Source organism: Nocardioides pollutisoli, assembly GCF_040045055.1.
GTDB lineage: Bacteria > Actinomycetota > Actinomycetes > Propionibacteriales > Nocardioidaceae > Nocardioides > Nocardioides tweenelious.
This window is the reverse complement of sequence record NZ_JBDZDU010000001.1, coordinates 3,430,482-3,445,410: the sequence shown is the minus strand read 5'-3', so window position 1 is coordinate 3,445,410 and position 14,929 is coordinate 3,430,482. Positions and strand designations below refer to the sequence as shown.

General features: G+C 70.0%; 14 protein-coding genes. 5 read left to right on the top strand and 9 right to left on the bottom strand.

The genetic code is table 11. From position 1 onward, the window contains the following. Positions 1-54: 54 nt before the first annotated feature. Complete coding sequence (locus ABLE68_RS16935; protein ID WP_348872930.1) at positions 55-549, bottom strand: hypothetical protein; 495 nt, start codon at positions 547-549, stop codon at positions 55-57. A 96-nt stretch (positions 550-645) separates the two neighbouring features. Here ABLE68_RS16935 and ABLE68_RS16930 point away from each other — a divergent pair, with 96 nt between their 5' ends. The 3 genes from ABLE68_RS16930 to ABLE68_RS16920 all read left to right on the top strand — a co-directional run bounded on the left by ABLE68_RS16930 (position 646) and on the right by ABLE68_RS16920 (position 4,175). Continuing rightward, positions 646-945, top strand: a complete 300-nt coding sequence (locus ABLE68_RS16930) for a hypothetical protein (RefSeq protein ID WP_348872929.1) — start codon at positions 646-648, stop codon at positions 943-945. Beyond that, the gene (locus ABLE68_RS16925; protein ID WP_348872927.1) at positions 942-1,652 is read left to right on the top strand and encodes a hypothetical protein; all 711 of its coding nucleotides are present in this window, start codon (positions 942-944) and stop codon (positions 1,650-1,652) included. Before ABLE68_RS16930 ends, ABLE68_RS16925 begins: the two co-directional genes overlap by 4 nt. A 177-nt stretch (positions 1,653-1,829) precedes the next feature. After that, positions 1,830-4,175, top strand: a complete 2,346-nt coding sequence (locus tag ABLE68_RS16920) for a CocE/NonD family hydrolase (protein ID WP_348872926.1) — start codon at positions 1,830-1,832, stop codon at positions 4,173-4,175. A 13-nt stretch (positions 4,176-4,188) separates the two neighbouring features. On the opposite strand, the gene ABLE68_RS16915 is transcribed toward ABLE68_RS16920, so the two are convergent. Then, complete coding sequence (locus ABLE68_RS16915) at positions 4,189-4,827, bottom strand: hypothetical protein (protein ID WP_348872924.1); 639 nt, start codon at positions 4,825-4,827, stop codon at positions 4,189-4,191. A gap of 218 nt (positions 4,828-5,045) precedes the next feature. Between ABLE68_RS16915 and ABLE68_RS16910 the strand changes: the two genes are divergently transcribed. After that, positions 5,046-5,360, top strand: coding sequence for an STAS domain-containing protein (locus ABLE68_RS16910; RefSeq protein ID WP_348872923.1), 315 nt, complete (start codon positions 5,046-5,048; stop codon positions 5,358-5,360). Positions 5,361-5,369: 9 nt separating this feature from the next. Here the strand turns inward: ABLE68_RS16910 and kynU are convergent, their stop codons facing one another. The 7 genes from kynU to ABLE68_RS16875 form a co-directional block, all read right to left on the bottom strand. Then, complete coding sequence (gene kynU / locus ABLE68_RS16905; RefSeq protein WP_348872922.1) at positions 5,370-6,626, bottom strand: kynureninase; 1,257 nt, start codon at positions 6,624-6,626, stop codon at positions 5,370-5,372. Next, positions 6,626-7,522 carry an alpha/beta fold hydrolase gene (locus tag ABLE68_RS16900; protein WP_348872921.1) on the bottom strand — a complete coding sequence of 299 codons (897 nt, stop codon included), beginning with the start codon at positions 7,520-7,522 and terminating at the stop codon, positions 6,626-6,628. Before ABLE68_RS16900 ends, kynU begins: the two co-directional genes overlap by 1 nt. Next, positions 7,519-8,490: an ABC transporter ATP-binding protein gene (locus tag ABLE68_RS16895; RefSeq protein ID WP_348872919.1), complete on the bottom strand. Its 972-nt coding sequence runs from the start codon at positions 8,488-8,490 to the stop codon at positions 7,519-7,521. Before ABLE68_RS16895 ends, ABLE68_RS16900 begins: the two co-directional genes overlap by 4 nt. Then, positions 8,487-9,491 carry an ABC transporter ATP-binding protein gene (locus ABLE68_RS16890; protein ID WP_348872918.1) on the bottom strand — a complete coding sequence of 335 codons (1,005 nt, stop codon included), beginning with the start codon at positions 9,489-9,491 and terminating at the stop codon, positions 8,487-8,489. Before ABLE68_RS16890 ends, ABLE68_RS16895 begins: the two co-directional genes overlap by 4 nt. Next, positions 9,488-10,390, bottom strand: a complete 903-nt coding sequence (locus ABLE68_RS16885; protein WP_348872917.1) for an ABC transporter permease — start codon at positions 10,388-10,390, stop codon at positions 9,488-9,490. Before ABLE68_RS16885 ends, ABLE68_RS16890 begins: the two co-directional genes overlap by 4 nt. Continuing rightward, positions 10,387-11,382: an ABC transporter permease gene (locus ABLE68_RS16880; RefSeq protein ID WP_348872915.1), complete on the bottom strand. Its 996-nt coding sequence runs from the start codon at positions 11,380-11,382 to the stop codon at positions 10,387-10,389. Before ABLE68_RS16880 ends, ABLE68_RS16885 begins: the two co-directional genes overlap by 4 nt. Positions 11,383-11,458: 76 nt before the next feature. Further along, positions 11,459-12,922, bottom strand: coding sequence for an ABC transporter substrate-binding protein (locus tag ABLE68_RS16875; protein WP_348873300.1), 1,464 nt, complete (start codon positions 12,920-12,922; stop codon positions 11,459-11,461). Positions 12,923-13,274: 352 nt separating this feature from the next. Between ABLE68_RS16875 and ABLE68_RS16870 the strand changes: the two genes are divergently transcribed. Then, a complete protein-coding gene (locus tag ABLE68_RS16870; RefSeq protein WP_348872914.1) occupies positions 13,275-14,903 on the top strand; it encodes a DUF885 family protein in 1,629 nt (542 codons plus the stop codon). Positions 14,904-14,929 lie beyond the last annotated feature (26 nt).

Below are 14,929 nucleotides of genomic sequence, written 5' to 3'. Positions count from 1 at the left end.
TGGGACACGAAGGCTGGGGAGACCCCAGCGGCAGTTGGGAGCCCCACGGAGTCGCTACTTCGTGCTGGTCGCCTTCAGCGGCGCAACCGATGGCGGAGGGAACGGCAACGGGGCTTCCGACTGGATTACGCGAAGCGCACGGCCGACCTGCGTCACCCGCTTCAGCGCATCTGCAACCTGCGCACGCATCTCGTCGTTGGTGATGTGCTCGGGCTTTCCCTTGCGGAAAGTGATGTAGTGCTGGCCGAGCGGATGATTCTTCGGGAGCACAACCGCGTGGGCGACCCTGACTCGAACCTGATTGATAAACCTCAAGTCGTCGAGGAAGCCGTCGTAGACCACAGTCGGGTCGGGCAAGGAGGAAACGACCTCGCCCACCAGCTTGATCTTCTCGGCGATCGGGATCCGGTCCGCCGCGTACCGCATGAACAGGCTGAAACCACGCTGGTCACGGCAGATCGAAGCCGCGATGACCCACGTGATCAGATTCTCGACCGTCGCAGCCTTAGCGAGGATGCGCTCAGGTTGCGGACCTCGGCTGGTAGCCATGGCCGCACCTTAGAACCGCCCCACGCCAGGTCAGGCCACCCCCGCGTTCTGGCGTGTCGCGCCCGGCACAACGACGCAGCCCATCACCATCGAGGCATGGGAAATGACGTCATCGACATAGACATCGGGCCGAGCAAGCGATCGTGGTGGCGCGGTAACGCAGACGGCGGCCCGCTCGACGGAAACGAAATCGACATCGAGTGCACCCCAGGCCTCCCCATGCGCGGAATGCGCCTCACGGTCTGCATCGGCGGCGAGGAGGCAGAGACCTCCGACTGGCAAGTCTATGGGCTGACTGGACGTTGGGACGAAGGCTGGTACGCGTTCAAGTACATGGGCGCGCTCGACGACGACCCCGTTGACCGCGGGGGCCCGACCAGCGGCGCGACGCCGTGAACAAGCAGGACGGCGATCGGCACCTGATCATCGGGCTCGCCCTCGTCGGCCTGGGCCTCCTTGGTCTCGCACTAGCCATCGGGTGGTGGCTAGACGCTAAGCCCGGTTCCCTTGCTGACTGGCTCGCTGCGGTCGCAACGCTCTCCGCACTGTTGGCCGCGACGTACGCCGCGATTCAGACCAGCCGCAGTTACCGGCTCGAACGGGATCGAGACCGGAAGCGAGACGAGGAGAACCTGCGACAGCAGGCGGCACAGGTCGCGGTGTGGCCCACCTCGCGCCCGATGTGGCGTGGACCGCTGGTCACCGTCGAGATGCCAGCGCACGGCCCCAACGTCATCACCCAGGCACCCGGTCCGATGTTTCCCGAGACCATCCCCGTCACCATTGGAAACGCCTCATCGCTCCCCGTGTTCAACGTGGCGATCGACGTCTACATCCCCGATCGCGAGAGTGATGGCTTCGTACGGCTCGCACGAGCTCACCCTGAGCAGGGCCGCGTTGCTCGCGGGGAGGTCGAAATCGAGAACATCGTGACCCCCGAGCTCGTGGAGCAGATGATTGCGGTGCTCGAGAAGGACCCACCACCCGAGCCGACAGAGGGCGGCTTTGCCCCGACCATTTCGCTCGGCTGGTCGTTCCGCGACGTTGCTGGCGTTCGCTGGATACGGGTGCCGGGCAAAGAACTGGAGCCGGTCGAAGACTGAAAAGGTCGGACCCAGGTCGCCGCAACCGGCCTCAAACTCACTGCACTCCTCGCGCTCAACCCCGCGCGCTACCGCTCCCGACTCAGCGCGGACGCAACGTCATCCGGACGGTCAGCGTTCGCTAGCTCCGGCGGTGAGACGTCGTGACCTCCCCCACTCCAGGCTCGTTGACGTCCCGTGCCTGCCCTCAGAACCCGCGTCCTCGCCGCCGTCGTCTCCGTCGTCTCGCTCGTGCTGGTCGGTATGGCCACGGTGACCGGGCCACCGGCGGCGCTGGCGGCCGGCGGGTTCAGTGCGCACGGCAGCGCGCGGCAGGTGTACGCCGTGGGGGTGTCGAAGGGTGCACAGGTCAGCCTGCTCGACTCTCATGGGGACGTCGTGAAGAAGCAGCGGGCCGACTCGTTGGGCGGGGCGCTCTTCCGCAACGTGAAGCCGGGTGGCGGCTACCGGGTGCGCGCGGACGGCCACACGTCGGGTCCGGTGACCGTGCACAGCAACAGCCCGAAGCAGTGGAACAAGAGCATCTACGACCAGACGATGCCGTCGGACGGCTACGGCTACCTGACGACGCGCGACGGGACGAAGCTGGCCTACACGGTGCACGCGCCGACCAAGCCGGCCGGGATCGGCGGGGCGGCGATCCCGCTGCCGGTCGGCGCGGACTACACACCGCCGTACCCGACGCTGATCGAGTACTCCGGCTACGGCTACGCAAACCCGGACAGCCCGACGAACGGCATCGCGGCGATCGCCAACATCATGGGCTTCGCGGTGGTCGACATCCAGATGCGCGGCACGGGCTGCTCGGGTGGGGCGTTCGACTTCTTCGAGCCGCTGCAGTCGATCGACGGCTACGACATCGTCGAAACCGTCGCCCGGCAGTCCTGGGTCAAGGGCGGCAAGGTCGGCATGATGGGCATCTCGTACGGCGGGATCAGCCAGCTCTTCACCGCGCAGACCCGACCCCCGCACCTCGCGGCCATCTCGCCGCTGTCGGTGCTCGACGCCACCGCGACCACGCTCTACCCGGGCGGCAACCTCAACACGGGGTTCGCCGTCGAGTGGGCCAAGGAGCGCCAGCAGGAGGCACAGCCGGCCGGCACCGGCGCCAAGGGCACCCAGCCGTACGCCGAGCAGCGGGTCGCCGACGGCGACACCACGTGCCAGGCCAACCAGGTGATGCACGGTGAAGCTGCGTCGCTGATGGGCAAGATCCGTGCCAACGCGCACTACCGCCCGAAGGTCGCCGACCCCCTCGACCCGGTGTCCTTCGTGCACAAGATCGACGTGCCGACCTTCATGGCGTGCCAGTTCGAGGACGAGCAGACCGGCGGCCACTGCCCGGCGCTCGTGCGGCACTTCACCGGCACCAAGAAGAAGTGGTTCACCTTCACCAACGGCGCCCACATCGACTCGATCGATCCCGAGACCCTCAACCGGTGGTACGACTTCCTCGAGCTGTACGTCGCCGACCAGGCTCCCGCTCTCAACTCCGCCATCGTCAAGGCGGCCGCTCCCCTGATCTACCAGGAGGCGATGGGCACCAGCGACCCGCTCACGCTGCCGAGCGACCCGATCCAGCTGCAGCCGACGTACGCCGGAGCCAAGTCGGCGTTCGAGCAGCTCAAGCAGGTGCGGGTGCTCTTCGACAACGGCGCCGGGTCCGGTCCTCTCGGCACCAACCAGGCCGGCGATCCCTACCCGGGCTACGAGCACTCCTTCTCCTCGCTGCCCGTGCCGGGCACGAAGGCCGAGTCGTGGTACCTCGGCGCCGGGAGCGCCCTGCACAGCAAGGCTCCCGCGAAGCAGCACGTCGACCGCTACCGCTCCGACCCGAGCCGCATGTCCGGCACCGACTACACCGTGGACACCGGGACCGGCACCGCCACCGGCGGGCTGTGGGGCAACGCCTCCCAGTGGAGCTGGGACTGGAAGCAGCGCAAGGCCGGCAGTGCCGTCTCCTACGTGTCCGCCCCGCTGGCCAAGGACGTGACGACGGTCGGAGCCGGAGCGGTGCAGCTCTGGGTGCGCTCGTCGACGCCCGACCTGGACTTCCAGGCCACGGTGAGCGAGGTCCGCGACGGCCACGAGACCTTCGTCCAGAGCGGCTGGATGCGCGGCAGCGAGCGGAAGCTCGCGACGACGTCCGACAACTTCATGAAGCAGCGGCCGACCCTGCTCGAGCCGATCCCGACCCTGCGCGCGAGCGACGCCCGGCCGATGCCGAGCGACCACTACACCAAGGTCGTGATCCCCCTCTACTTCCAGGGCCACGCCTACCGCGCGGGCTCCCGGATCCGGGTCACGATCTCGGCGCCCGGCGGCGAGCAGCCGATCTGGTCCTTCGCGCACTCACGCCCCGAGAAGGGCACCTCGACCGTCCATGTCGTGTCGTCGCGCAAGCATCCGTCGCGCCTGGTGCTGCCCGTCGTGCCGGGCCTCAGCATCGACTCCCCCGCGCCGGCCTGCCCGAGCCTGCGCAACGAGCCGTGCCGCGACTACGTGCCGTTCCGCAACGAGTGACGCGCCGGGACGGTCAGCTGGTCGGGTAGGCCTCGAAGCCGAACCGCGAGAAGCCGCCGTTCTGGTAGACGGTCCCGACAAGGACTGCCTCGCTCTGCCAGTGGCCGCGCACGCAGACCTGCGTGTGGCGGTTGCAGACGTCGAAGTGGTGGCTGCTGACGACCCCGTCGCCGGCGAGGCCGCCGCCGACGGCCACCCCGAGGACGTGACCGTCGCGGTAGGTGAGGGTGACCCGTCGGTCGGGGCCGCGGCCACGGTCGACGTAGTGACCCTCCTGGATGAAGTGCGGCGGGCGGAACACCACGCCCACGACGTACCAACGCCCGTCGTCGATGCGGTACTCGAAGCGCATCGTGGTGTCGTCCACCCAGCGCCCGCGGAAGCAGATCCGTCGGACGCAGGTCTCCTCGACCACCCCGTCGGTCACCACCGCCGCGCCGAGAGGCGTCTGCTCGACCATCACGTGGGTGATCGTGTCGCTGTCCTGACCACCGAAGGTGAACGCGACCCTGCGTCCGATGTCGTCGTGCCCGGAGTAGACGCCGTGGTGCGGTGCGGTCACGCCCCGCGCGACGGCGGCGGACGAGCCCGACGCGGCGAGCCCGGCCACGACCATCAGGCAGGCGACGAACGTTCCGAGTGTGCGACGCACGAGTCTTCTCCTCTGGCCGGGCTGTCGGCGGACAGTCTGGTCGAGACCGAGGTCGATCCGACGGCTTTTGCCCAAAAGGGAGCCGCACCCGGAGCACCCCCATTGGGGTGAGCAACGATGACGTCATTATCCGTACCGTTGCCGTTAGTCAAGAGCATCTCGCGACCCGCCATCCAAGGCACTTCCGTTCTCGGCTTCAACCCGATCGGACACGTCCCATGGATTTCTTCTCGAACATCTCGCTCCATCCGCCGACAGCCCACCTCGTCGCCAAGGGCGAGCTGGACGCCTTCTCGGGCGTCCGTCTGCGCGGACGAATCAGCGACGCGATCGACCGCGGCTGCGTCTCGTTCACCCTCGACTTCTCCGGCGTGACCTTCGCGGACGCGAGCGGCCTCGGCACCCTGGTGCAGATGAGCATGGCCGCCACGGCGGTCGGCGGTTCCGTGTCGTTCGTCGCGGCCAGCCCGAAGTTCCTCTGGGTGAGCGAGGTCGCCGGCCTCGGCGAGCGGTTCGCCGTCAGCGCGGCCTGAGCCAGCCGCTCAGGTCACGCTCTGGCGTACGGCGTACTGCGGCGCCTGCCAGGCGTTCGTCTCGAGGATCTCGGCGAGCACGGCCACGGCATCCCAGACGTCGGTCGCGGACAGGTAGAGCGGCGCGAACCCGAAGCGCATCAGGTCGGGCGCCCGGAAGTCGCCGATCACGCCGCGGTCGATCAGCGCCTGCATGACGGCGTAGCCGTTGTCCACGCGGACCGAGACCTGGCTGCCGCGCGCCGCGTGGTCGCGGGGTACGACGACCTCGCTGACCCACGCACCGAGCCTGGTCTCGACGAGGTCGATGAACAGGTCGGTCAGGGCGAGGCTCTTGGCGCGCACCTGGTCGAGGTCGATCTCCTGCCACATGAGCAGCGTCGACTCGAGGGCGGCGAGCGAGATCATCGGCGGGGTGCCGATCCGGAAGCGTGAGATGCCGGGCGCGGGCTCGTAGCCGGGCGTGAAGGAGAACGGGTCGACGTGGCCGTGCCAGCCCGTGAGCGGGGGCGCGGCGGCCTCGTGGTGACGTGCGGCGACGTAGATGAACGACGGCGCGCCCGGCCCGCCGTTGAGGTACTTGTAGCTGCAACCCACCGCGAAGTCGACCTCGGCCCCGGTCAGGTCGATCGGGACAGCTCCGGCGCTGTGGCAGAGGTCCCAGACGACCAGCGCGCCGGCGTCGTGGATCCGGCGGGTGACCGTCTCGAGGTCGTGCATCGTGCCGGTGCGGTAGTCGACGTGCGAGAGCAGCACCACGGCCACGTCGTCGTCGAGCACGTCGTCGAGCGTGCTGTCGGGGCCCAGGAGCCGACGCTCGAGACCGCCGGCGATCTCCTGCACGGAGGCGAGGAGGTAGAGGTCGGTCGGGAAGGAGCGCTCCTCGGCGACGACGACCCGGCGGCCCGGGCGCATCCGCACCGCGGCCGTCAGCATCTGGAAGAGGCTGACCGACGTCGACTCACCGATCACCACCTCGCCGGGCCCGGCACCGATCAGCGGCGCGACCAGGTCTCCGAGAACCTCCGGCTTGGCGAACCAGCCGGCGTCGTTCCAGCTCCGCACGAGGCCCTGGCCCCACTCGCGGCGGATCACCGACTCCACCGACGGTGCGGTCTGCACCGGCAGGGCGCCCAGCGAGTTTCCGTCGAGGTAGATCACGCCCTCGGGGAGGACGAACCTCTCCCGGTACGCCGCGAGCTCGTCCTCGCGGTCCCACGCCAGGCAGTCGGCGCGGGTGACGGGTGTGCCGGCGTGCCCGATCATCACTGGTCCTCTCCGGTGGGGTCCGACGGCTCGAGGCCGGCGAGCGACAGCACCCGGCCGAGGACGACCGGCCAAGCCAGCCCGTCCGGGTCGACCAGGTCGAAGTGGTTGGCGCCCTCGAGGTAGTCGAGGTCGAGCGGGGCGTCGCCGAGCCCGACGTACGCGTGCGACTGCTCGATCAGGCTGGAGGCGTCCGAGCTCCCGACGATCAGCGCCTGGCCGGCGGTCACGTGCTGCCACCGGACCATCGGCGACACCTGCTCGATGCGCGCCCGGAGCTCGTCCTCCGGCAGCGGCACGTGGGCGCCGAGCAGGATGCTGAGGAACTCCGGCGGCTCGGGGCCCTCGGTCATGAAGGCCTCGAGGTCGAGCATGCCGGCCAGCGGCAGCACGCCCCGGACCGCGAGCGGCGCGGCCGTGTGCACGTCGCTGTCCGCGGCGACGGCCGAGCGACCGGCGGCCCAGGACACGAAGGTCCCGCCCGCCGAGTGACCGACGAGCACGACGCGGTCGAGGTCGAGGCGGAACTGCTCCGCGATGGTGCCGAGGTGGTCGATGCCTGCAGCGATGTCGAGCCAGGTGCCCGGCCACCCGCCGCCGCGCTGGCCCGGCTTGCGGTACTCGAGGTTCCACGTCGCGACGCCGGCGGCCTCGGTCAGCCGCTCGGCGAGCGGGGCGATGTGGTCGAGCGACCAGTTCGGCGAGTAGCCGCCACCGTGCACCACCACGACGACCGGGTGCCCGGCCGAGGTGGCGGGGTCGTGCGCCGGCAGGCGGAGGTCACCGAACTGCTGCGCGTCGTCGCCGTACCGCAGGCGGTGGTCCGGCAGGCGGCGCGGCAGCCACTCGACGATGTCCTGCGGGGTCGGGTTGGCGTACGGCGTCCCGGCGCTCACGCGGGCTCGTCCGAACGCTGGAGCCAGCAGGCCTGGGTGCGACCCGTCTCGACCGTCAGCAGCGGCGGCGCCTCGGTGCGGCACTTGTCGAACGCCAGCGGGCACCGGGGGTGGAACCGGCAGCCCGGCGGCGGGGCGGCCGGGTTGGGCACCTCGCCGGGCAGCACGGTGGGCTGCGAACGCTCGCCGTCGGCCTGCGGGATCGCGCCGATCAGCGCCTCGGTGTAGGGGTGCCGGGGCGTACGCCAGAGCTCGCCGGTCGGCGCCTGCTCGACGATGAGCCCGAGGTACATCACCGCGACCTCGTCGGCGACCTGGTTGACGATCGCGAGGTCGTGAGAGATCAGCAGCATCCCGATCTCGAGGTCCCGACAGAGCCGGACCAGAAGGTTGGCGACCTGCGCCTGCGCCGACGCGTCGAGCGCCGAGAGCGGCTCGTCGAGCACCATGACCGTCGGGTCCGCGGCCAGCGCGCGGGCGATGGCGATGCGCTGCCGCTGCCCGCCGCTGAACTGGTGCGGGTAGCGGTTGCTCGCGGAGGCCGGGAGACCGACCTGCTCGAGCAGCTCGTCGACCCGGGACGGGTGGCCCTGGCGCGGCGTACGACGGACGATCTCGAGCGCGTCGGCGAGCTGCGAGCCGACCGTGCGCCGCGGGTTGAGCGACGACTGCGGGTCCTGGAAGACCATCTGCAGCCCGGTCAGCGACTCCGAGCGCGAGCGCAGCCCGAGGGGCTTCACCGGCTCCCCGTGGAAGCGCACGGTGCCGGCGCTCGGCGCGACCAGGCCCACGGCGGCGCGGGCCAGCGTCGACTTGCCGCAGCCGCTCTCCCCCACCAGCCCGACGATCTGGCCGGGCTTGACCGAGATGCTCGCCCCCGCGACCGCCCGGACGGACGACCGGTGGCGGCGCTGGTAGACGACCTCGACGTCGGTCAGCTCGAGCGCGGGCGCTCCGGAGCTGCTCACGAGCGCCCCTCCTTCATGTCGACGGTGGGTTCTGCGGTGACGATAGGTGCGGCCACCACGCAGGCGATCCGGTCCCCCGCGATCCGCTCCAGCGGCGGGACGGCCGTCCGGCACGCGTCGACGACCTTCGGGCACCGGGGGTGGAACGCGCACCCGGCCGGCAGCAGCGCCGGGGTCGGCGGGCTGCCCGGGATCGGGACGAGCTCGTCGTCGGAGCGGTCCGGCCGCGGCAGCGCGGCGAGGAGACCCTGCGTGTAGGGGTGCCACGGGTCCTGGAGGACCCGGCGGGTCGTCCCGGACTCGACGATGCGCCCGGCGTACATCACCGTGAGGCGGTCCGCGGCTGTGCTCATCACGCCGAGGTCGTGGGTGATGAGGATGACGGAGAGACCGTTCTCGCGCTGGAGCCGCTCGAGCAGCCGGATCACGCCGGCCTGGACGGTCACGTCGAGCGCCGTCGTGGGCTCGTCGGCGATCAGCAGGCGTGGCTTGCACATGAGGGCGGAGGCGATCGCGATCCGCTGCCGCATGCCGCCCGAGAACTGGTGCGGATAGCTGGCGAGCGCGCCCTCAGGGTCCGGGATCCGGACCTCGGCGAGCATCTCGATCGCGCGCTTGCGGGCCTCGGCGCGGCTCATCCCGAAGTGTTGGCGCACCTGCGTGGTGAGCGACTTGCCGATCGTCAGCATCGGGTGCAGCGAGGTCATCGGGTCCTGGAAGACCATCGAGATCTCGTTGCCCCGCACCGCTCGCATCGACTTGTTGTCGAGCGCGAGCAGCTCGCGGCCCTGGTAGGCGATGCGACCTTCGACGATCGCCCGCGGCGGCAGCAGCCGCAGCATGGCGAGCGCGCTCATGGTCTTGCCGCTGCCGCTCTCCCCGGCGATGCCGAAGATCTCGCCCTCCTCGACGGTGAAGTCGAGTCCGTCGACGATGGTCACGGGCCCGTTCGGGCCGGGCAGGCTGACGCGCAGCCCCTCGACCTCGACCAGTGCACTCACGAACGCTCCCCGCTTCCCCACGAGCTGCGCGGGTCGATCGCGTCCCGCAGGCTGTCTCCGATGAAGTTGAACGCCAGGACGACGGTGAAGATTGCGAGACCCGGGAAGGTGCCGATCCACCACGCCTGGAAGTTGGCGGTGCCCTCCGACACCATCGCGCCCCACTCCGGGTCGGGCGGCTGAGCACCCAGGCCGAGGAAGGACAGCCCGGCGAGCAGCAGCACCGCGTTGCCGATGTCGAGGGTCGCGAGCACGAGCACCGGCCCGACCACGTTGGGCGCGACGTCCTTGCGCAGCGCCCGGGTCGAGGAGGCGCCGAGCAGGCGCACGGACTGCACGTACTCCGCCTTGCCTGCCGACATCACCAGCCCGCGGACGACGCGTGCGTACGTCGGCCAGGTGACCAGGGCCAGCGCGAAGACGGCGTTCTGGAGGCTCGGCCCGAGCACGGCCGTCACGACCATGGCCAGGATGATCGCCGGGAAGGCGAACACGATGTCCACGATGCGCATGAGGATCGAGTCGACCCAGCCCCCGAAGAAGCCCGACACGGCGCCGACGACGCAGCCGATGCTGACCGCGATCACCACCAGGATGAAGCCCAGCGGCAGGGAGACGCGCGAGGCGTGCACGACCCGGCTGAAGACGTCGCGGCCGAGTTGGTCGGTGCCGAACCAGTGCGCACCCGACGGACCCTGCAGGAGGTCGGAGCTCGGGATGATCGGGTCCTGCGAAGCGATCCAGGGCGCCGCGATCATCACGACCACCCAGAAGAGCACGATCGTCAGGCCGGTGAGCGCCAGCGGCCGGCGCAGCGACGCCGGGAAGCGTCGCCGGCGCAGGCGCATCGGCAGCGCCGCCTGAGGTGCGGCGGCAGGAGTGGTCTCGAGGTCGGTCATGTCACGCGAATCCTTGGATCCAGTACTCCGTAGAGCAGGTCGACGACGAAGTTGACGACCAGGTAGACGAGCGCCACGAAGATGCTGACGCCCATGATCGCGGGCAGGTCGAGCGTGGTCGCGGCCTGGTAGCCGTACCGGCCGATGCCCGGCCAGGCGAAGATGTTCTCCACCAGGACGGCTCCGGTCAGGACGCTGGCGAACAGCAGCCCGATGACGGTGATCACCGACGGCATCGCGGCGCGCATGACGTAGCTCCACACGATCGTCCGCTCGGACAGACCCTGGGCGCGCGCAGCGCGCACGTAGTCCTGGTCGACGACGTCGAGCACCGCCGACCGGGTGTAGCGGGTCAGCAGGCCGATGCTCGCCGCGGCGAGCACCGCCGACGGCAGGATGATGTGCTTGAACGCATCGACGAACACCGACCACTGGCCCTGGAGGAGCGCGTCGAGGGTGTACATGCCGGTGATCTGGTCGGGCGGGATCACGCTCGGATCGAGCCGGCCGCCTCCGGGCAGCAGGCCCCACACGTAGAAGAAGAGGTAGAGCAGCACCAGCGCCAGCCAGAAGACCGGGACCGAGATCCCGGACAGGGAGATGACGCGCAGCGCGTGGTCGGGCCACCGGTCGCGGTAGAGCGCGGCCAGCACACCGAAGCCGACACCCACGACGGTGGCCATGACCATCGCCAGGAGCGCGAGCTCGATCGTGGCCGGCACGAAGTCCCGCAGGTCGTCCATGACCGGGTTGTGCGTCTGCTGCGAGACGCCGAGGTCACCGTGCAGGAGGTTCTGCATGTAGTGGACGTACTGCACCACGAGCGGGTCGTCCAACCCGTGCAGGTCGCGGTAGTTCGCGAGCTGCTCCGGCGTCGCCTGCTGCCCGAGGGCGGCCACGGCGGGATCGGCGGGCACGGCCCGCGTCAACAGGAACGAGATGAGGGTGATGCCGAACAGGATCACGAGCGAGGCGACGAATCGCCCGGCCACGAACCGGGGCAGCGGCCGGCGGTACCAGCTGGGCCGGGACTCAGAAGGTCCCGGCCCAGCGGTCACCGCGTCGGCGCTAGTTGGTGCCGATTGCAGCGACATCGAGCGTCCAGAGCGGGTCGAGCTTGACGCCGCTGAGGTTGGCACTGCTCACGACGGTCTGAGCCGTCTGCATGAGCGGGACGTACGGGCTCGACTCGTTGAGGTCGCGCTGGAGCTCCTGGGCCAGCGAGGCCCGCTCGTCGTCGTCGACCGTGGAGTTGATCTGCGCGCCCAGGTCAGCCAGGTCCTGGTTCTCCGGGGTGACCTGCGACCAGCCCGCTCGCACCGCGTCGGACGTCGAGCCCGGCACGAAGGACGAGTAGTAGGACGGGTCGAGGTAGTCCGGCAGGTTGTAGGTGACGGTCATCTCCATCTTGCCCTTGGCCCACTCGGACAGGTAGTTCGAGACCTGGAGCCCCTGGAGCTTGACCGTGACGCCCATCGCCTGGAGGTCTGCCTGGACCCGCGCCGCCAGGGTCGCGAAGTCGAGACCGTTGACGTTGATGCCGCTCGGGTAGCTCAGGGTCACGCTCGGGTCCGAGATGCCCGAGTCGGCGAGCTCCTGCTTGGCCTTGTCGAGGTCCTGCTGCACGGCGTCCGAGTCCGAGAGCGCACCGGGGACGGTGCTCGGGATCAGGCCGGGAGCCTGGATCGCGCCGTCGCCGGCGAGCTGGACCATGGCGTCGTAGTTGATGCCGTCGCGGACCGCCGCCTGGAAGTCGGGGTTCGAGGACACCGCGGACGCCGAGGGGTCCATGTTGAGCTGCAGCCGGAACACCGCCGAGGACGGGTCGGTCAGCACGGTCACGGACTTGTTGGTCGCCAGGGTCTTGCTCTGGGTCGCGGACAGGTCGAGCGCGATCTCGTTGCTGCCGCGCTGGACGTTCAGCAGCTGGGTCGCGGCTGGCATGTTCCGGATGACGACCTTGTCGAACTTGGGCGCCTCGCCCCAGTACTTGTCGTTGCGGACCAGGGTGATCGAGTCATCGGCCTTGTAGGACTCGAGGACGTAGGGACCACTGCCGGCGGAGTTCGAGTTGAACCACGTGTCGGCCTTGTCGGTCTTGGGCGCGTCGGCGGCGTCGGTTCCCCCGGCGGCCTTGACCTGGGCCGAGTTGAGGATCACGAACGCCGGGGTCGAGACCATGGCCGGGATGGCGGGCTTCGGGTCCGCGGACTTCACCACGAAGGTGCTGGCGTCCGGGGCGCTGACGGTCAGCCCGTCCATGAGGTAGGAGCCACCGAGCTTGAGGTTCGCCAGGCGCTGGAACGAGAAGAGCACGTCGGCCGACGTCAGCTTGGTGCCGTCGGAGAACGTGACGTCGTCACGCAGGTGGAAGGTGTAGGTCTTAGCGTCCTCGGACGCGTCGAACGACTTGGCGACCGACGGCTGCGGCGTGCTGTCGTCGGCGCTCGTCTTGAGCAGGGTGTCGTACATCCCGCGGGTCGCCACCGACAGCGTCGGCGTCAGAGCGCGGTCCGGGTCGAACGACGTCATCACGAACGACGTGTCGACGACGAGGGTGCCAGCACCCCCGGATGAACTGCCTCCCGAGTCGCTCCCGCTGGAGGAACAGGCAGTGAGCGCGAGGGCCGAGGTCAGCCCCAACGCGATGAATGCAAGGCTCTTCCGGCGACCCCGGGGGCGGCCTTGCGGACGGAGGCTAGTCACAACAGGACTCCTTATGTATGGCTGCCTCCGGACCTTGCTTCATCGGTCGGACCGTTGGCGCTGTCGTCCGGTTGAATATACTGTCTTTGTGACTACCGTCAAGGATTTGAGATGACATTGAGGTCGTTCCGTGACCATCTCTCAGATCGCGAGACGCCTACAGGGAAAGGGATCTGACGTGCGCGAGCTGATCGAGGACTTCTGGAGCTGGCGCGTCGTCCAGCAACCGAGGACCAGCGACGACATTCCCCGGGTCGAGCGGCCCGCCGGCTGGACCCCCGACCTCTCCGCTGCGGCCGTCGCCCGCTACCGCCGCGAGCTCGACGATTTCGAGCGCCGCTGGGCCGCCGCGCGGCCCGACGACTCCGACCGGGCGGACGCCGTCGACCACCGGCTGATCGGCTCGGCCATCGCGCGGGTCCGCTGGGAGCTCGACGTGCTCCGCACCTGGGAGCGGGACCCCGCGTTCTACGTCGACCAGACCGTGGGCGTCGTGTTCGACCTGCTCACCGTGCCGGCCCTCGACGCCGCCCGCCTCGACGACGTCCGGATCGCCCTCGAGGCGGCCCCCCGGATCCTGGCCGACGGTCGCGCCAACCTCGCCACGACCGGCTACCGCGAGTTCGCCGAGCTCGCCGTCGCTCAGCTCGGCACGGTGGACGCCGACCTCGCCGCCACCGCCGAGGCCCTGGCCCTGCTGGACGTCGCCGGCTGGACCGACGCCGACCGGGAGGCGCTGACCGCCGCGGCCCGCACAGCCGGCCGGGCGCTGGTCGAGTTCCGGTCCTGGCTCGCGGAGGTGGGCAGCTCGCTGCCTCCCGCCGAGCCCGTGGGCCGCGAGGACTTCGAGTGGTTCCTGCGCACCGTGGCGCTCCTCCCCTACTCGGCGTCCGACCTCGCCACGATCGGGCGGATGGAGGCGGACCGCGCGGTCTTCCTCGAGATGCTCGAGCGACGACGCAACGACAGCCCGGCGGGCGGGGCTCCCGAGGTGCGGTTCGCCGACGCCGCGGCGCAGTCCGCGGCCGAGGTCGAGGCCGAGACCGAGGTCCGCGAGTTCTACGTGCGGAAGGGACTGCTGAGCCAGCCCGACTACCTGCGGCCGTACCACACGCACCTCATCCCGGACTTCCTCGCGCCGATCGCGTGGGCGGGCACGGCCGACGACCTCACCGGCCCTAGCCGGCTCGACCAGGACGGCGCGGCGTACTTCCCCGCACCGTCGGACGCGCTGCCCTACTTCTACGCCGCGAACGCGCACGACCCGCGGGCCGGCGTCGTCCACGAGGGTGTGCACTACCAGCAGCTGACGATCTCCTGGCGGCACGAGCGCCCGGCCCGGCGCTGGTACTACGACTCCTGCCCCAACGAGGGCATCGCCTTCTACAACGAGGAGATGATGCTCGCCGCCGGACTCTTCGACGACGACCCGCAGTCCCGCGAGATCATCTGCAACTTCATGCGGCTGCGGGCGCTGCGGGTGGTGGTCGACGTGCGGCTCGCGACCGGGGAGTTCGACATCCCGGCGGCCGCCGCCTTCCTGGAGCGCGAGGTCCCGATGGACGCCGCGACGGCTGCGCACGAGGCGGCGTTCTTCGCGTCGACCCCGGGTCAGGCCATGACCTACCAGGTCGGTAAGACGCAGATCCTGCGCCTGCTGGCCGACGCCAAGGCGAGCGCTGGCCCGGACTTCGACCTGCAGGCCTTCCACGACCGGCTGTGGCTGGAGGGCAACGTGCCGCTGGCCCTCCAGCGCTGGGAGCTGCTCGACGACGCGAGCGAGCTGGACGCACTCGACGCGCGGTGACGAGGAGCAGCGGCCCGGCCGAGCCG